16 protein-coding genes are annotated in these 17,050 nt (G+C 64.5%); 5 read left to right on the top strand and 11 right to left on the bottom strand.

What is annotated here, in order from left to right; translation table 11 throughout:
• Positions 1–114: 114 nt before the first annotated feature.
• Genes A39O_RS0113640 through A39O_RS0113615 form a run of 6 tightly spaced genes read right to left on the bottom strand, consistent with a single transcriptional unit; the run spans position 115 to position 8,167 of the window.
• A complete protein-coding gene (locus A39O_RS0113640; RefSeq protein ID WP_020505221.1) occupies positions 115–897 on the bottom strand; it encodes a M48 family metallopeptidase in 783 nt (260 codons plus the stop codon).
• 4 nt (positions 898–901) lie between these two features.
• Positions 902–3,958: a type I restriction endonuclease subunit R gene (locus tag A39O_RS0113635; protein WP_020505220.1), complete on the bottom strand. Its 3,057-nt coding sequence runs from the start codon at positions 3,956–3,958 to the stop codon at positions 902–904.
• Positions 3,959–3,997: 39 nt separating this feature from the next.
• Positions 3,998–4,411, bottom strand: a complete 414-nt coding sequence (locus tag A39O_RS0113630) for a putative toxin-antitoxin system toxin component, PIN family (protein WP_245561893.1) — start codon at positions 4,409–4,411, stop codon at positions 3,998–4,000.
• A gap of 5 nt (positions 4,412–4,416) precedes the next feature.
• A complete protein-coding gene (locus tag A39O_RS0113625) occupies positions 4,417–4,656 on the bottom strand; it encodes a hypothetical protein (protein WP_020505218.1) in 240 nt (79 codons plus the stop codon).
• Positions 4,653–5,975, bottom strand: a complete 1,323-nt coding sequence (locus A39O_RS0113620; RefSeq protein WP_157640074.1) for a restriction endonuclease subunit S — start codon at positions 5,973–5,975, stop codon at positions 4,653–4,655. Before A39O_RS0113620 ends, A39O_RS0113625 begins: the two co-directional genes overlap by 4 nt.
• Positions 5,972–8,167, bottom strand: a complete 2,196-nt coding sequence (locus A39O_RS0113615; protein WP_020505216.1) for a type I restriction-modification system subunit M — start codon at positions 8,165–8,167, stop codon at positions 5,972–5,974. The genes A39O_RS0113620 and A39O_RS0113615 overlap by 4 nt, the downstream gene beginning before the upstream one ends.
• Positions 8,168–8,291: 124 nt before the next feature.
• On the opposite strand from A39O_RS0113615, the gene A39O_RS33415 reads away from it, so the two are divergent.
• A complete protein-coding gene (locus A39O_RS33415) occupies positions 8,292–8,612 on the top strand; it encodes a nucleotidyltransferase domain-containing protein (protein WP_407635637.1) in 321 nt (106 codons plus the stop codon).
• A gap of 118 nt (positions 8,613–8,730) precedes the next feature.
• Here the strand turns inward: A39O_RS33415 and A39O_RS0113605 are convergent, their stop codons facing one another.
• Positions 8,731–9,282 (bottom strand): Uma2 family endonuclease, encoded by a 552-nt coding sequence (locus A39O_RS0113605; protein WP_020505214.1) that lies wholly within the window; start codon positions 9,280–9,282, stop codon positions 8,731–8,733.
• A 74-nt stretch (positions 9,283–9,356) separates the two neighbouring features.
• On the opposite strand from A39O_RS0113605, the gene cbiB reads away from it, so the two are divergent.
• A complete protein-coding gene (cbiB, locus tag A39O_RS0113600; RefSeq protein WP_020505213.1) occupies positions 9,357–10,322 on the top strand; it encodes an adenosylcobinamide-phosphate synthase CbiB in 966 nt (321 codons plus the stop codon).
• Between the two features lie 220 nt (positions 10,323–10,542).
• On the opposite strand, the gene yjgA is transcribed toward cbiB, so the two are convergent.
• Positions 10,543–11,004, bottom strand: a complete 462-nt coding sequence (gene yjgA / locus A39O_RS33410; RefSeq protein ID WP_322786451.1) for a ribosome biogenesis factor YjgA — start codon at positions 11,002–11,004, stop codon at positions 10,543–10,545.
• Between the two features lie 27 nt (positions 11,005–11,031).
• Here yjgA and A39O_RS43370 point away from each other — a divergent pair, with 27 nt between their 5' ends.
• Positions 11,032–11,190 (top strand): hypothetical protein, encoded by a 159-nt coding sequence (locus tag A39O_RS43370; protein ID WP_322786450.1) that lies wholly within the window; start codon positions 11,032–11,034, stop codon positions 11,188–11,190.
• Here the strand turns inward: A39O_RS43370 and recJ are convergent.
• The gene (gene recJ, locus A39O_RS0113585) at positions 11,187–12,905 is read right to left on the bottom strand and encodes a single-stranded-DNA-specific exonuclease RecJ (RefSeq protein WP_020505210.1); all 1,719 of its coding nucleotides are present in this window, start codon (positions 12,903–12,905) and stop codon (positions 11,187–11,189) included. The two genes, A39O_RS43370 and recJ, sit on opposite strands and share 4 nt — an antisense overlap.
• A gap of 277 nt (positions 12,906–13,182) precedes the next feature.
• On the opposite strand from recJ, the gene A39O_RS0113580 reads away from it, so the two are divergent.
• Both A39O_RS0113580 and trhA read left to right on the top strand, forming a co-directional pair.
• On the top strand, positions 13,183–14,079 hold the full coding sequence (locus A39O_RS0113580) for a serine hydrolase (RefSeq protein WP_245561892.1): 897 nt from the start codon (positions 13,183–13,185) through the stop codon (positions 14,077–14,079).
• Between the two features lie 21 nt (positions 14,080–14,100).
• Positions 14,101–14,715: a PAQR family membrane homeostasis protein TrhA gene (gene trhA / locus A39O_RS0113575; protein WP_020505208.1), complete on the top strand. Its 615-nt coding sequence runs from the start codon at positions 14,101–14,103 to the stop codon at positions 14,713–14,715.
• Positions 14,716–14,829: 114 nt separating this feature from the next.
• On the opposite strand, the gene rluB is transcribed toward trhA, so the two are convergent.
• Both rluB and A39O_RS0113565 read right to left on the bottom strand, forming a co-directional pair.
• Entirely contained in the window at positions 14,830–15,729 is a 900-nt protein-coding gene (rluB, locus tag A39O_RS0113570; protein WP_020505207.1) for a 23S rRNA pseudouridine(2605) synthase RluB, read from the bottom strand.
• A complete protein-coding gene (locus A39O_RS0113565; protein WP_020505206.1) occupies positions 15,730–16,713 on the bottom strand; it encodes an aldolase catalytic domain-containing protein in 984 nt (327 codons plus the stop codon). It lies immediately after the preceding gene.
• Positions 16,714–17,050 lie beyond the last annotated feature (337 nt).

The raw sequence follows: 17,050 nt of genomic DNA, 5'->3' as shown, positions 1-17,050 counted from the left end.
GCTGCGGTCTTGGACTTGAACGGATTTCGACCCGCACCGTTTGGTTCGCCTCAGCGTGAGCGCTCGTGTGGACGAGCCGGGGAGGCGCAGGTCGAGGGCGGCCAGGTTCCTGAGCTAAAGACCCATTGCCGATCCCCGCTGCGCCCAAGCGGGGACCAGGGTCCAGGCGTCCCGCATACTGCCATGCAGTACATCCGCTTTAGGCTCGAATTGGCGAAGCAGTGCCCAGTAGCGAATGGAGTGGTTGAGTTCCAGCGTGTGGCAAAGCTCATGGACCATCACGTAGCGAACTTGATCCCGATTTAAGAACAGAAGCTTGCAGTTCAGGCTCACGCACCCCTGGCGCGTGCAACTGCCCCAGCGGGTGCGCTGATTCTTCACGCCCCAGTCGGTGTAGCGAAGCCCGGTCTGTTGGGCGACCATGGCCAGCCATGGGCCGAGCGTCTCTTTGGCCCGTCGCGCAAGCCAACGTCGCAGTGCCGCCTGACAGGCCCCCAAGTCCTCGACCGCACCCACCACGACGACCCGCCCGGGTTGGTCGGTGCGCGCACCGACCGTCCCGGCGCGGGTCTCGCGATACTCCACGCGCCACGACTCGGCCAAGGCAGGCAGATCGAATGCCTGGGGACGGGCCGGCACGGCATCGCCGATCAACTGGCGCACGGTGTCGAACTGAGTCAAGCGATCCGCGATCCATTGTGCCTTGCTTGCCACCAGTTCCATGACGCGAGCGCGATCGATTCCACGGGGCGCCGTCACGGTCAACCCATCACGGGCACTGATCTTCAGCCGGAGCGACCGCGCCTTGTCCGATGAGCGGATCTCAAAATCGATCCCTTGCCCATCCGGCAGATCGAGATGAGCGGGCTGCCGATCCTCATGCGGACTTGCTGCCACTGACCTAGCCCTCGTGCAGCGGCTGGTAATGCCGGCCCCTGAGCAGTTGCACCAGGGTCGCGATGAAGCCCATCGCGTCATCGGCCAGGAGCCCGGACGCGGGAAAGCGCGTGGCGATCATGAACAGCAAGGCACGCGACAGATCGGGGTCCACCGCGCTGCTGTTCCACCAGCCGGGAAAGCACAGCTTATCGGCCTCGTCCAGCGTGGCGGCGGCGATGGCGGCGGCCTGGACATCGGCGATGGCGGGATTGCGCGCCTTGACCTTGAGCGCGATTTGCTGGGCAATGGGTCGGTTGCCTTCATCCACCGCGGCACGGACGGCCTCGCTCAGCCGCTCCAGTTCCTCGATCAGCGCAATACCGGCCAGCGTACCCGCCCGTTTCTCATCGATCAAGCGTTGCAACCGCTCGGACAGCGACCGGAATGACTCGTCCTGATCGAGCCGGATGCGTAACTCGGCCGACAACATGGCCTCGATCTCAAGTGCCTTGGCGTCGGGTTTCTTGTCTTTGAGCTTGGTCAGGAAATGCTCGTCCAGCACATAGGTTGGAAACTCGATCTCCAGCGCATCGACGTCGATATGCGCGCGGATCAGCTCGCGGGTGCGCGCGGCATCTTCCGTGGTGGCCTCGATGCTCCTGCTCGCATCCGGGTAGAACTTCTTGCGATAGAGCAGGTAGAGCTTGGTCAGCCAGGCATAGGGGCGGACGAAGTCACGCAGTTGTTCATCGGGCTGTAGCGCCTCATAGAGTACGCGCAGATTGCGATAGCCGGTATCGAACTGCTTTTCCGCAGCCTCCTGATCGCGCAGAACCTTCATCGCCGCGATAAAGGAATCGTGCGACCCGTCGCGCGGCACTGCATCCGTCGGGAACAGGTCCCAGACCTGCGCAAAGGTCTTGCGGAAATGCTCGCGGATGGCGTCGAATGGAAAGGCTACATCGCCCAGCTCGTCCGGTCGGTAATTCAGTGCCTCGTTGAGATGATCGAAGATGCCGTAATAGTCCAGAATCAGCCCATGGCCCTTGATCTCGTTATAGGGCCGGTTCACTCGGGCGATGGTCTGTAACAGGTTGTGATTCAGCAGTTTCTTGTCGAGATAAAGTGCTTGAAGAATGGGTGCATCGAAGCCGGTGAGGAGCATGTCGCACACCACCAGCAACTCGACCTTGCGGTAAGGCTTGTCCTGGTGCTCGGCCAGCTCGGACTGCGCCGGCAGCAGGAACTCATTGAGCAGCTTCTTGCGCTTGGCATCGCTGAGATAGAGCGTCTGGATGTCCGCGGAGTCTTCTTTCGGCGCCTGAGAGATCACCGCGGTGACCACCTCATCGCCGAGCAAGGTGCGCAAGGCCCGCGTATACAGCAGCACGGCCTTCTTGTCCTTGCAGACCAGCATCCCCTTGAGAGCGTTGGGCCGGACGTGTTCGGTCAAGTGGCTGGCGACATCCTCGGTAATCTGGGCGATGCGCTGGGGGTGGAACAACAGCGCGTCGAGTCGCGCCCCTTCCGAAGTCAGTTTGTTCTGTTCTGCTTCCGGCAGATGACCGAACGCGCGTTTGAATGCCAAATCGAGTTTGGTGCCCTGCAACTGCCAGTCGGTCACACGCGGCTGCCAGTGAATGGGCTGCACCACCCCGTCGCGGAGTGCATCGGTTACCGTGTAGGGACGCCCCATATAGCGCTCGATCCGGCCGTCGTCCTTCACATAGCCCCACGCCTTGGGAGTGTTGTGGTCATCGTTCTCGATCGGCGTACCCGTGAAACCGAATAGCGAGGCGCCTTCGAGCGCGGAGCGCATATAGGTCCCGAGCTCGCGCTCCTGGGTGCGGTGTGCCTCGTCGGCCATGACGATGACATTGGCGCGGCCCTTCGTCACCCGCTTGGGCATGCCCTCGAACAGATGCACCGTGGTCAGGATGACGCCGCGATAGTCGCCGCTGAGCATCTCCTCCAAATCGCGTTTCGTGGCCGCCACATGAACGTTCTCGGTGCCGACGGAGCTCAGCTCACGGTCCATCTGATCGCCCAACTGCGTGCGGTCCACCAGCAGGATGACGGTCGGCTGCTCCAGATCAGGCTCTTCCCATAGGCTGCGGGCGGCGAAGATCATGGTCAGGGTCTTGCCCGAGCCCTGAGTCTGCCAGATCAGGCCGCGCCGCTTCTCCGGCGGCACGGTCAGATTCTTTGCGCGGCTAAGGACATCCTTCACTGTCAGGTATTGCTGGTAGCGCACGACGACCTTCTCGGTCTTGCCGTCGCGGGTCGCGAAGACGATGAAATGGCGGATGACATCGAGCAGATTATTGCGGTCGAAGAGTCCGTAGAGCGAGACCCGCATCTCGTCGTATTCATCGATCTCGTGCGGCCAGGGGTCACGCCATTGCAGCCAGAACTGGAGCCGCCGGCCGGGCACGCCGTACATCATCCGCGTTTCATTGACGCCGACGCCATAGGCGTTGGTGTAGAAGAGCTGGTCGATCTCCTGCGCATACATGCCCAGTTGCTTGGCGCCCTCCCGCCAATCCGGCTTGGCGCGGCTCGCCGTCTTGGCCTCGATCACCACGATGGGGATGCCGTTGATGATCAGCACAATGTCGGGGCGGCGCAGCGAATGGCCCTCGACCGAGAACTGGTTGGTCACCCACCAGTCGTTGGCCTCCAGGTCGTCGTAGGCGATGAGCCGCACATCCTGGGCCTTTTCCCCCGGATCGAACTGGTAATTGACGCCCTGTTTCAGCCAACTCAGCCATTGCTGGTTGTCGCGGCAGGCGCGAAGCCGGGTGATGATGGCCTCGACTCGGTCATCGTCGGTCAGTATCGTCGGATTGAGGGCTTTAAGCTTTTCCCGCAGCACCGGCAGCAACAGCACCTCGCGCTCGTCGGGGCGGTACAGCGACAGTTCCTCGCGCGAACGCCAGGTCCAGCCGAGCTTGGCGGATCGCAGGTGTTCGATGATCTCCCGCTCGACGGTGGTCTCCTCGTTGAACAGCCGGACCACATCATAGGGCGTGGGCGGCTTTTCGACCCGGTGGACTCCCCCGAAAAATGGCTCACTCATAGCGGTGTCTCCCTGAGCGGCGGCTTGGCAACACGGTAATCACTGAAGGGGCGGCAATGCCGGAGCGATGATGTCGGCAAACTGTCGCACGCTGACGATCCGCGGGTCGATCAACTGTTGGGCCTCGCTGAAATCGCCGTCGCCGGTAATCAGGTAATCGGCCTGCCCGGATTGGGCGCAAATCAGGAAGCGCGCGTCCTTTCGGTCACGCGGAAACTCTAACTTGACTGTCGGCGCTATGACACGGGTATCCGCCGCCAGCAGTTCCAGCCACCAGTTCACCGTCTCCTCGGGCAGGTCAAACTTCGGGCGGCGAATCACCGTGACATACTCCGCGAGGATATCCGGGGTCACCAGACACTCCACGTCGGCCTGACCTAGGCACCACAGCAGGACCTGTTCCGGCAGCCGGTCGCGAATGACCGCGGATACCAGGACATTGGTGTCTATCACCACCCTCACTGACCACTCCGGCAGGCGTCGATCTCGGCCGCGATGTCCTCGTCCGTGATGGTCTGGGCCTGCGGGAGTGACTGCACGTGACGCATCAAGGCACTCCATTCCTCCGCCCGCTCCTGTGGCGGTCGGCTCTGATCGATGATTAGCACCTCCAGCAGCGCGCCCTGGCGAAACGGCAGCCCCTCCAGGACCAGCCGGCCGGTCGCATCGATCTGGACGTAGGTCTTATAGGCGTTCATGCGGCACCTCGATCGGGTAATGGGGCATCAGCGGGGATGCGGATCTTGCCGGTGAGCAGGTTGTGTAGGAGCGACTTCTTGACCTCGTAAAGCGCAGCAAGCTTTTCGGCCGCCTTAATCTCTGCTGTCCTTGCCGCAAACATCACGTCAAGAATCTCTCTGCGTTCTTCGGGACCCGGCAGGGCTATCAAGAATTTCCCGATATCGCGCTGGTTGATGCTCAGTTGTGCGACTGCCGGGCGTCCCATTGCCCAGATCCTCTTTTTCACGGAGGGCACAGACAAGTAGAGCGAGAGGTATTGGGCAATCTCGGCTGTACCGAAGCGAAGGCGCATCATGTTCGACTCAAACACACAGAATTCATCCATGCGATCGACGTAGACGACTTTACCAAGAAAGGGGATGCTGTTCACGCGGTTGACCAGAAGATCTCCGGCCTCCAGTGAAAAGGCTGTTACATCTGCCTTATCGACCCGGATACGTTTGAATTCTCTTGTGTCGAAAAAGCCGTCACTGAATGTGTCAATTCGGATGATGGGGATACCGCTACCATATTGGTTTTCCGGCACATAAATCCCGTTGGTCGAACTCTTCCAAATTGAGCGCAGTTCCGCAGTTGTCCAGTCAATGGGAATCAAGCCAAGCTTCGTTTCTTGAGTCTTTCTAACCTTGCTCCGAATGCCTCTGGTGAAAACCTCTGTCATCAGCGACCTTTTCAAGTCCCGTGTTGCATCTAGTGCGACCCTTGCCGTTGAGATGGCGTTGTCTGCCAGCTTTATAGCGCCGACGATTGGACTTTGCTCATTCTGGTCCGGCGACGGCAATAAGAGCCGCTGATACTCGCGCCAGTTGAGGTTACGCATCTGCGTGGACTGCTGCTGCACCCGCTCGATGATTCCGGTACGCTGCAACTCAAAGAGGACCCAGCCGAGAAACGCAGGGGCCACCTTTTTCGGATCTGGTCGCAACACCTGAACGAAGTTCGATACCATTGCGCCCGGCATGTCGTTGGTAATGAAGCCAATCCGTCCAACTGGCTGGTCTGGCCCTCCTCCCGAGCGCTCGACCAACAAATCCCCGCATTTGAGCCCAGACTGGTCCGCCTTCTGCTTTGGGAAATAACGCGTGGCGACATTGCTCATGTCGAGATTGCCGTTATTGGTAAAATTAGTTGACCGTATTACCGGGACCGCGATTTCGCCATCGTCATCGCCCCAGTCACCGGCAAACTGCTCGGCAATGAGTTCTCTGATCGGCTTGGCCTGCCAGTCATCGGGAATATCACCCAGGATTGTCTTGTATCGGTGGGTAAGCATCACCCTTCACTCGCGATGGCAGCGGCCGTACCGATGTCGGCAAGCAGCGATTGTAAGGCGTTCTGTGCCGCTTGAGCTGCTGCGGCGGCCGTCGCCAGTTGCGTTGTCGCTTCTGTCAGAGGCAGCAGCCTCTCCACTTCAAAGGTATCGACATACCTCGGCAGATTGAGATTGAACTCGTTCTCCTCGATCTCCTCCCGCTCGACCACCGCGAAATAGCGCCGCGCCTCGTCCGCATTCGCGCAGATACGCCGCAAGTCCGTGGCGGTCTCGCGCAGGTGCGTGATCTCACGCTCGGCGGCGAGTCGGACCTCCTGCTCGCGGGTGTCGCGCTCCTCCTGGAGCTTGCCGATTTCCTTGACTGCCTTGGCGACCTGTTTGTGCCGCGCCTTGATCGCCGCGATCAGACGCTTGCGGGCGCCATCGAATCGGGCCTTGGGCATGACCAGCCGCGCCTTGAGTGTGGCCTTGTCGCCCCGATCGGCGGCGTCGATCTGGCCTTCGATGCGCTCGACCTCGGCCTTGAGCGGGGCCAGTGGGCCGAACCAGGGGTGCTCGGGGGTGATGGCATCCTTGACTGCCTGAAGCTTCAGGTCCAGTGCATCCAGTGTGGCCAGTTCGGCCGTGAGCCTCGGGAGCGGCTCCAGCACCGGGCCGAAGGCGTCCTCGATGTCGGTGAGGCGGGCGTCGCGTTTGGTCTCTTCCTCCAGGATCAGTTGGGCCTCCTGCTTGTCGATCAGGAGTCGCGCCTGCTCCAGATCGCCGAAGGCGCGCCAGGGCACGAGGATGCGCATCAGATCGGAGGGCCGCAACAGGTTCTGCGGGTTGCCCTTCTGGAAGTGACGCGAGGCCCAGATCATCAGGACCTTGCCCCGGCGCTCGGCGGGTTTGGCCTTGTTGAGCAGGATGAGGCTGCCCGGCACGCCGTTGCCGTAGAAGAGCTTGCTCGGCAGGACGACGATGGCCTCGATCAGGTCGGCCTCGATGAAGCCGCGGCGGATCAGATATTCGGCATCGGCTTTCTGGTTCTGGCCGTCCTCGGCCTCGGTCTGCTCGGGCTGGCCGCGGAAGAGCACGCCCTGGGACATCACGACCATGCCCTGACCGCCCTCGCCGGTATCCGGGTCGGCGTCCTTGAGCGACTTGACGATCTGTTGCAACCAGGCCCAGTCGCCGTTACTCGCGGGCGGCATGCCGAACGACAACCGTCCGAACTTGTCGCCGGCGGCGACGGTGTCGTAGCCCCAGTCCTCCAGCGAGAAGGGCGGATTCATGATGACGCGGTCGAACTGTTTGACGCGGTGTTCCGCGGTCAAGTGGCGCGGGTCGCGCAGGCTGTCGCCCTGCTTGTGCTCCCACACTGGGATGCCGTGCAGGATCATGTTGATGCGGGAGATGTTGTAGGTGGTGCCGTTGGATTCCTGGCCGTGCAGACGCAGTTGGCGCAGGTCGCCGCCATGTTTCTTGACGTGGCGGATGCACTGCAAGAGCAGGCCGCCGGAGCCGCTGGCCCAGTCGCAGATGGACATGCCGGCCTTGGGTTGCAGCACCTCGGCCATGAGAAAACCGACCTCGGCCGGGGTGTAGAACTCGCCGCTGGACTTGCCGGCGCGGCTGGCGAAGTTGCGGATCAGATACTCGTAGGCGTTGCCGAACAGGTCGTCGGAGACATGGGCGCGGTCGAAGGTCTGGCTGCCGAAGTGGTTGATCAGGTTGACCAGCTTGTCGCGCGGTAGTTCGTCGTGCCGGTTGAAGTCGATCTTGCCGGTGAGGATGCCGTCGAAGTTGTTCTCGCGGTGGGCATTGGCGCGTTCGATGGCGAGCATGGCGTTGTTGAGCGCGAGCCCGAGTATACCCTTGACGGAGCGCGCGACCTTGCCCCAGGCCGCCGACTCGGGCACGATGAAGTGGTGGTTCTGCGGGTCGCGCGCCAGCACCAGCGCCTGTTCCCGCGGGACCCCGGCGCCGGTCAGGGTCGCGGCCTGGGTGCGGACCTCCTCATCGAAGCAGTCATTGATGCGTTTGTAGAAGAGCAGCGCGAAGACGTAGCCGCGAAATTCGGAGTGGTCGGCATTGCCGCGCAGGATATCGGCCGCCTTGTCGAGATAGGATTCAAGCTCTCCCTGGGTCATCCGGCGCGTCGGGCGCACCAAGATGGGCGATTCGAGGGTGCTCAGGAGTTCGTCGAGGTTCATTCACGTCCAGTCAGTCGCGTACGGTGCTGGGAGGGTAGCAGGTGTCGCGGTCAGGGAGTAGAGTTTGGCAAATTGCGGTAAGCTGGAATCGTGAACACAGAATCGCCGCGCACCCTCGACCCGGATACGACGCTGGCCCTGCGTCTTTATTCTGGCGCAGGTTGCGACACGCTACGCCGTCAGCGGCGCCTACCTGTTTGGCAGCCGCGCCAGGGGCGATTGTCGTGTGGACAGTGACGCCGATGTCGCGATCCTGCTGCGCGGCCAGCCAGGCGATTTTCTCGACACCAAACTGGACTTGGCGGATATCGCGTATGACGTCCTGCTGGAGACCGGAATCCGCATCCAGCCACTGCCGGTCTGGGATCTGGAGTGGTCTCACCCGGAGGTCTACCCCAATCCAAGATTGCTCGGGAACATCCGCCGTGAGGGAATACGCCTGTGAACGCCGCCGAAGTGTCTACAGCGATTCTATAAGCGCAGCGAAGATCGCTTCCTGGACCTGATCTGGCCGCAAGTCGCGGAGGATGCCCGCCCGGCATTGAGGGGCTGGACCGCAGCGGCTAGCCGTCCGCCAGCAGATCGGCCAGATCGAGTTCGATGGCATCGAACGGCGGGATGCGGCCACGGCCCTGATCCTTCAGGGTCGCGATTTCGCGCCAGTCCCCGCCGTCCAGGGCATAGGCGACCAGCGTCCTGTCCTCGGGCCAGATCAGCCAATAGCAGGGCACCCGGTGACGTTTGAGCAATTGCGGCAGGTGGCGGGTATCCTTGCGCTCGTGGCCGGGGGAGACGATCTCGCAGGCCCAGTCCGGCGGCAGTTCGATGACACCGGCGGGCGGGTGCGGCAGGCGTTCGCGGCGCCAGCCGGCCAGGTCGTGCGACGGGCACTCGTGGGGCTCGTAGGCGACGCTGATTTCGGTTGCGAACCACCAGTCGCCGCCGGGGCCGCCATCGCGATCGAAGGGCCCGAGCCGGCGCGCGGTACGCATTTGTGTCTGTCCATGGGCGAACCGCGTCATCGGCCGGCGCACGATCTCCCCGCCGATCAGTTCCACCCGCTCCTCGGACGACAGCAGCAGGTCATCGAGTGTCTTGAGTTTCAGCGCTTCCACCGGGTACCTCCAGCCAAGACGGCGACATGGAGTCATCATGGTGCCGCAACCGTCGCGCGCGCTAGGATCCACCGATGAACTTAGCCACTCACCTCGAAATCATCCTCACCGCCTGTCTGCTCGACGCCCTGTTCGGCGACCCGGTCTATCGCCTGCACCCCGTGCGGTTGATGGGTGCCTTGAGCCTTGCCGGGGAGCGTCTGCTCTTTGCCGTCGGACTCGATGGTCGACTTGGCGGCCTGCTGCACTGGGTCCTGGTAGTCGGCGGGGCGCTCTTGGTTTGGTGGGGTGTCCGCCTGGGGCTTGCGTGGTGGCATCCCTGGCTGGCCCTGGCCTGGGACTGCTTCATCGCCTATAGCCTGCTGTGTATGCGTGACCTGTTGGTTCATGGACAGCGGGTGCTGGAAGCGCTGGACGACCTGCCGACCGCGCGCCGACGGCTCGGGATGCTGGTCGGCCGTGACACGGATCAACTCCAGCGCGACGGCGTGGTGCGCGCCACCATCGAGAGTCTGGCGGAGAATCTGACCGATGGGGTGCTGACCCCGCTGTGGGCGCTCTGTCTGTTCGGGCTGCCGGGGCTGATTGTGGTCAAGGCGGTGTCGACGCTGGATTCGATGGTCGGCTACAAAAACGCGCGCTATGCCCGCTTCGGCTGGGCCGGGGCGCGTTCAGACGATCTGGTGCACTGGCTGCCGGCGCGCCTCTCGGTTCCCTTGATCGCGCTGGCTGCCGCACTGCTCCGGCTGGACCCGCGCCTTGCTGTCCAGGCCGCCTGGCGCTATCACGCCCGCTTGCCGAGCCCCAACTCCGGCTGGAGCGAGGCCGCCTGTGCCGGCGCCCTGCGGGTACGCCTGGTCGGACCGGCGCGCTATCACGGTGAATGGGTCGAACGTGACTGGATCGGCGACTCCGACTGGCCGGCCGATCTGGATGGCGGCCACCTGCGCCGCGCGCTGCGGCTGATTCTGGTGTGCTGCGTGCTGGCGCTGGTGGCCGGGTTGGCGCTCGCACCGCTGCGACCGCTGCTGCCTTGGTGATCGTCGCCCACCGGCTAACGGCCATGGAAGGAACATCAGCTACCCCGGAAGATGAATGTCCCCCGTGGGAGCGGCGTCCCGCCGCGATGCGGTGCCGCGGTGATCTGCAACTTCGCGCCCGGCCCCGTCGCGGCGGGACGCCGCTCCCACAGGGTCGCTGCGCGACTTTCACGGTAAAGCCTCGACGGTTGATGTGATGCGGCGGTCATGACCGAAAGGGTCAGCGAGGCTCCGAGTCCGGTTCATCGGCCGCCGTGTCTTCCTCAGCGGCCCCGGCGTCCACCGCATCGCGCAAGAACCGGAACAGCTTACGCGGGGCCTCGGGTTTGCCGCGCTCGGTGTCGCGTTTGGCGGCGCGCACCAGGGTGCGCAATTGCTGACGGTCGGTGTCCGGGTGGTCGTCAAGGAAGTCGCTCAGGGCGGCGTCGCCCTCGGTGATCAGGCGTTCGCGCCAGCGCTCCAGGCGATGGTGGCCGGCGGCGGCCGCGCGTTCGCGGGCCTCGGTCTCGTCCATCAGAGCGTGAACAGCGTGCATGTCCTCGCGTTGCAGAAGGTTGGCGATGCGCTTGTAGTGCCGCCCCAGGGCGCGTACGTCCTTGATGCGCACAGTCTCGTCGAGCGCGAGCCAGGTGACCGGGCTGAGCTTGAGCCGCTCCAATTGGGCGCGGGGCATCCTGGTCATCCGCTCGGCCAGGGCTTGGAGCGCCTGATGCTCGCGTTTGAACTGGCTTTTGCTCGGACCCTCCGGGCGTTCCTCCCAGTCCTCACCCGCCGCGGGGACTTGGTGACCGGCGCCGCGGATCGGATCGGCCGTGTCCTCGGCGTCTTCCGCATCCTCGGCATCAAAAGGGTCGATGGTATCGTCTAGGTGGTCGATTGCAGGTGCTCCAGAATCAGTTGGGGGGTCCGTTCACCCCGGTATTCATTGACGTCCAGGCGGTAAGCCAGGTGCACCCGGCCGCGCGCCAGTTCCAGGCGTTCGCCTTGGCCGAACCCGATGGCTTCCAGCAGCGGGCCCCGCTCGGGTTTCAGCCGCAACTTCAGGTGCCGTTCACCGACCAGCCGCGCGCCAATGACCTCGAACTCCCCGTCGAACAGGGGTTCCGGGAAGCCCTTACCCCAGGGTCCGCCCAGGCGCAGGGCGTCGCAGGTCTCCAGGTTCATCAGCCGCGGCGGCAGTTCGCCGTCCGAACGAATCTCATGCACCGGCGGGGCCTCGCCCAGTTGCTCACGCACCGCGTCGCGGAAAGCGAGCCGGAAGTCGCTCAGGCATTCGGGTTTCAGGGTCACCCCGGCAGCCATGGCGTGTCCGCCGAAGCGCGCGATCAGTCCGGGGCGGCGCCGGTCGACCAGGTCGATGGCGTCGCGGATGTTCAACCCCTCCACTGAGCGGGCCGAGCCGCGCAGTAAGCCGTCGGCGGCGTCCGCGAAAGCGATGACGGGGCGATGATAGCGCTCGCGGATGCGCGCGGCGACGATCCCCGACACGCCCTCGTGCCAGCCCTTGCCGTAGAGACACAGACCGGGCGGCAGATCGTCACCGCGCAGGACGATGCGCTCGACCAGCGTCTCGGCCTGATCGCGCATGGTCCCTTCGATCTCGCGGCGCTCGCGGTTGAGTGCATCGAGCTGCGCGGCCAGGTCCAGGGCGCGGATCGGATCGTCACACAGCAGGCATTCGACCCCCAGACTCATTTCGGTGAGCCGGCCGGCAGCATTGAGCCGTGGGCCGACATAGAATCCCAGGTCCGCCGCGGTGGCCCGGGCCGGATCGCGCCCCGCCGCCTGGAGCAGTGCGCGGATGCCCGGCCGGCAGCGTCCGGCCCGGATACGCCGCAGGCCCTGCTCCACCAGGATGCGGTTGTTGCGGTCGAGCGTCACCACGTCGGCCACCGTGCCCAGGGCGACCAGATCCAGGTACTCGGCCAGGTTCGGCTCCGGCCGGTCGGCAGTGAACCAGCCCGCCGCGCGCAGGTGGGCGCGCAGGGCGGCCAGCACGTAGAAGACCACGCCGACCCCGGCCAGGTGCTTGCTCGGGAAAGGACAGCCGGGCTGATTAGGGTTGACGATGGCCGCTGCAGCGGGCAACTGCGCCCCGGCCAGGTGGTGGTCGGTGATCAGCACCGGGATGCCGAGCTGATTGGCCCGCTCCACCCCGGCGACACTGGCAATGCCGTTATCGACGGTGATCAGCAGGCCGGGAGATTGCGGCGCCGCGGCCTCGACCACCGGCGGGCTCAGACCATAGCCGTAGGCGAAGCGGCTCGGCACCAGATAGGATACGGCGCGGGCGCCCAGGGCGCGCAGACCCAGCACGGCCAGCGCACTGCCGGTGGCGCCGTCGGCGTCATAGTCGCCCACCACCAGGATCGACGCGCCGCAACGCAGGGTCGAGGCGAGCAGCGCGACCGCGGGCTCCAGCCCCGCGAGCGTCTCATAGGGCGCCAGATCCGCGAGGCCCAGCGCGGTCCCGGATGCGTCCTGTCCACGGCTGCGGTAGAGTTGATGCAGCAGTTCGCGCGGGTTGGCGGCAGGTGGCTGCGCCGGGTCGACACCGATACGGCGGATGTGGGTGGGGGTCACTTGGGCTCGTTGCGGCAAGAGGTGGGTGGACGCGTTCGGTCGGAGTATCGGCAGCCGGCGGTCAGCCCTCAGCGTGCATCCGGGAACGCGGTTAGGCGATTGCCGAAACATCATGTCGGCGGCGGATCGCGTTTCCGGCAACAAAAACCGCATCGGTGCTTAACCTGCGGCCGCGACCCGGCTACCATATTGCGCTTGCGGGGAACAGACAACCCGAAAATCACGCGGCCCCGATTCCGCGGCACTCGCCGCAACACCTTTAGTTATGGATCCTCAGATGAGCGTGAATCACCGAACCGCGCGCGTCCTGCTCGCCCTCGCCCTCGCTCTCCCCCTGGGCGTGGCCCTCGGGGCCGACCCGGAGCGCAACAGCGCGGCAGGCACTGCCCCGTCCCGCAAGACCACCCCCAACCTGAACCTCCAGTCGGCGGCCGTGCTGGTGGTGGATGAGAGCGGACAGCCGCTCTATGCCAAACACAGCCATGATCAGAAGCCGATCGCCTCGATCACCAAGCTGATGACGGCCATGGTGGTGCTGGATTCCGGCGCACCGCTGGATGAACCGCTGACCATCCTGGAATCCGATCGCGATCAACTGCGCCACAGCCGCTCGCGCCTGCGCATCGATCGGGCGGCCACCCTGCAGCGTTGGGAGACCCTGGCGGTGGCGCTGATGTCCTCCGACAATCGGGCGGCCTCCGCCCTGGGGCGGACCACCTTCCCCGGCGGTAAGCCGGACTTCGTCGCCGCCATGAACCGCAAGGCGGCCGCGCTCGGGATGGCCGACACGCGCTACGCGGACCCGACCGGGCTGGACGGCGGCAATCGCTCCACGGCGGAAGACCTGGTGAAGCTGATCCGCGCCGCCGCCGGTTACCCGCTGATTCAGGAACTCACCACCCGCGCGACCATGGAAGTGCAGCCCTACGGCGACGCCGACCGCCTGGCCTACCGCAATACCAATCCGCTGGTGCAGGACCCGAACTGGCGGGTGGAACTGAGCAAGACCGGCTATGTCAGCGAATCCGGCCATTGCCTGGTGATGCGGGCGGTGATCAGCGGGCGGCGGCTCGACATGGTGTTCCTGGATTCAGCCGGCAAACGCACGCCGATGGGCGATTCACAGCGCATGCGTCAGTGGCTCGAAGCACAATTTCGCGGTCGTTCGGGCTGATCGGCAGAGGGCATAACCAACATGTACCGCGGCGAGCGCTTCAACAGCATTTCCCATCTGGTCGGCGCGGTCCTGGCGCTGATCGGGGCCACGGTGCTGGTCACCCTGGCCGGCGTGAAGGGCGAAGCGATCCGCATTGTTAGCTTCTCCGTGTATGGGGCCACACTGTTTCTGCTGTATCTTTCCTCCACGCTCTATCACAGTCTGCGCGGGCGTGCGAAAGACTTCTTCCAGGTCATGGACCACCATGCGATCTATCTGCTGATCGCCGGGACCTATACCCCCTTTACCCTGGTCGCGTTGAAGGGCAAAACGGGTTGGTGGCTGTTTGGCGCGGTCTGGGGTTTGGCCGTCGCGGGGATGGTGATCGACACCCTGCGCAGCGGCGGCGGGCGGCTCTTGTCGGTCGCCATCTATCTGCTGATGGGCTGGCTGATCCTGTTCGCACTAGGCCCCATCATCGCCGCCCTGCCCCCGGCCGGCTTCTGGTGGCTGGTGGCCGGTGGTCTGTTTTATACGGTCGGGGTGATCTTCTACGCGCTGGATAACCGCTGGCCCTGGTGTCACGGGATCTGGCACCTCTTTGTCCTTGCCGGCAGTGTGAGCCATTATTTCGCGATCCTGCTGTACTTGTAGCAGCGAGTAGGGGCGGGTTTGAAACCCGCCCCTACGACAAGGCCATGCCTGGGTACGAAGGCGATGTCACGCCAAGCCCGGCGTATACTCGGTTCAGCGTGACAGACGGCTCCGCTACCGCCCGCCCTGCCAAACACGCGCGGCGGCGTTGCGCAGCCGCGGCTTGCGCGGCTCCGACTCCATCCCGGCCAGTGACAGCAGCAGCTTGCGCTCGTCGTCGAGCAGCGGCCGCCAGTTGCCGGGGAAGAGCCGCCGACCTAATTCCACGTTGCCGTAGCGGACCCGGATCAGGCGGCTGACCTGGCAATCGGCCGCCTCCCACAGGCGGCGCACCTCGCGGTTGCGGCCTTCTTTCAGCACCACGTGGTACCAGGTGTTGGCACCGGTGCCGCCGCGCGCGCTGACCGCATCGAAATGCGCGGGGCCGTCTTCGAGCGCAATGCCGCTGGTCAGCCGGTCCAGGGTGCCGTCCGGGACCTGACCCAGGATGCGCACCGCATACTCACGCTCCAGTTCCCGCGACGGGTGCATGAGCCGGTTGGCCAGTTCGCCGTCGGTGGTGAAGAGAATCAAGCCGGAGGTGTTGATGTCCAGCCGGCCGACCGCGATCCAGCGCCCGGTTTTCGGCCGCGGCAGATGCCGGAAGACGGTCGGACGCCCCTCCGGATCGCGGCGGGTGACCATCTCGCCCTCCGGCTTGTGGTAGGCGATGATCTGCATGTCCTCGTCGCGCCGCGGACGACGGCGGATCTCCTGACCATCCACCCGCACCCGATCCAGGGGCGTGACCCGGTCGCCGAGTGTGGCGACCTGACCGTTGACCCGCACCCGCCCGATGCGAATCCAGGCCTCGATCTCACGGCGTGAGCCCAGCCCCTGGTCGGCCAGTACCTTTTGCAGGCGCTCGCCGGGCGCATCCACGGGAGCCGGCAGGTCGACCGGGTCGTTGCGGCCGCGCCGCCCGACGTTGCGGTTCAGCGGCGGCCGGTTGCCGGATGGGGCGCGATGATGCACTCAGATCTCCGAGACGACTTTGTCGTAGAAGGCCAGGAAGTCATCCCGATTGGGGCCCTCGGTCCACTCGATGGCGGAGCGCGGGTGCTGGTTGAGCTGGCCGGTGAGGTTGAAGGGCAGCGACGGCCCCCAGATCAGTTCCTTGCGCAGGGGTGCCACATGATGCTGGATCACGTCGACGATGGGCCGCAAATCGAACTTGGGGTTGCGCAGGAAGCCGAGCAAGAGTTCGGTATGACAGTTGCCGGCACCGCGGCCGAAGCCGTAGATCGTCGAGTCTACCCGATTGCAGCCCAGGATGATCGCTTCGATCGTGTTGGCGAAGGCGAGTTGCAGGTTGTTGTGGGCATGGATGCCGATCTCCTTGCCGCTCCCCGCCATGGCCGCGGCGTATTTCTTGTAGAGCCGATCGATCTGCTCGCGATAGAGATAGCCGAAGCTGTCGACGATGACCATGGTGCTGGCCGGGGTCTCGGCGATCGCCTCCAGGACGGTGTCGATCTCCTCCTCGGTGATATTGGAGACGGCCATCAGGTTGGCGGTGGTCTCGTAGCCCAGCCCGTGGCAGTGGTGGATCATTTCCACCGCCTCCGAGACCTGATGGGCGTAGAAGGCGACCCGGATCACGTCGAGCGGGCTGTCCGCGCAGGGACAGATATCCGTCTGCCAGTCACTCTTGCCGGCGTCGGCCATCGCGGCGAGCTTCAGCCCAGTGCGGGCGGCGTCATGGTCGCCGACGACCCGCCGGATATCGGCCTCATCGCAGTGCCGCCAGGGGCCGAACTTGTCTTTCGGGAAGACTTTTTTCGAATTCTTGTAGCCGATCTCCATGTAATCCAGGCCGGCGTCGACGCAGGCGCGATAGACGGCACCGACGAAGGTGTCGGAAAACTGGTGGGCATTGACCAGACCGCCGTCGCGGATGGTGCAGTCGAGGACCTTGAGTTCAGGACGGTAGGTGATCCAAGGGGCCTTGTCGGACATCGGGGGTGTTCTCGGTAGCGTGGTTAGCCGACCATTGTCCCCAGATTCGGGCATGGCGGCAAACCGGATGCGTCAGTGAGACATTTGCGCTGCGGCGTTTTTCGCGGACGCGCCGGAACCCGGGGTCGGCGCCAGGTGGGCTGACGCACAGGCATTTCCTGGCGAGCATCGGCGAAATCGGGTCGCCGGGGCGCCCATTTGAGAATTATTCTCAACAACCCTGTCCCGCGGACAGCCGCGCCCGCAGGCGACGCGCGAGCGGCCTGGCCGGACGTGGCAGTCGGTGAGGGGCTATCCGGTCGCGGGGATGGGCTGAACCAGCGAACGCATTTGTTCG

It is taken from the genome of Lamprocystis purpurea DSM 4197 (genome assembly GCF_000379525.1).
GTDB lineage: Bacteria > Pseudomonadota > Gammaproteobacteria > Chromatiales > Chromatiaceae > Thiodictyon > Thiodictyon purpureum.
Note: the sequence above shows the minus strand (reverse complement) of the source record. Positions and strands in the feature narration are given on the sequence as shown.

What these genes read in the sequence shown, in the direction of transcription:
- yjgA (WP_322786451.1), bottom strand. Translation starts at nt 11,004, where the DNA reads ATGACCAGGATGCCCCGCGCCCAATTGGAGCGGCTCAAGCTCAGCCCG.
- A39O_RS43370 (WP_322786450.1), top strand. Translation starts at nt 11,032, where the DNA reads ATGCTCGCGTTTGAACTGGCTTTTGCTCGGACCCTCCGGGCGTTCCTC.
- cbiB (WP_020505213.1), top strand. Translation starts at nt 9,357, where the DNA reads ATGAACTTAGCCACTCACCTCGAAATCATCCTCACCGCCTGTCTGCTC.
- A39O_RS0113580 (WP_245561892.1), top strand. Translation starts at nt 13,183, where the DNA reads ATGAGCGTGAATCACCGAACCGCGCGCGTCCTGCTCGCCCTCGCCCTC.
- A39O_RS0113625 (WP_020505218.1), bottom strand. Translation starts at nt 4,656, where the DNA reads ATGAACGCCTATAAGACCTACGTCCAGATCGATGCGACCGGCCGGCTG.
- A39O_RS0113565 (WP_020505206.1), bottom strand. Translation starts at nt 16,713, where the DNA reads ATGTCCGACAAGGCCCCTTGGATCACCTACCGTCCTGAACTCAAGGTC.
- trhA (WP_020505208.1), top strand. Translation starts at nt 14,101, where the DNA reads ATGTACCGCGGCGAGCGCTTCAACAGCATTTCCCATCTGGTCGGCGCG.
- A39O_RS0113615 (WP_020505216.1), bottom strand. Translation starts at nt 8,167, where the DNA reads ATGAACCTCGACGAACTCCTGAGCACCCTCGAATCGCCCATCTTGGTG.
- A39O_RS0113635 (WP_020505220.1), bottom strand. Translation starts at nt 3,958, where the DNA reads ATGAGTGAGCCATTTTTCGGGGGAGTCCACCGGGTCGAAAAGCCGCCC.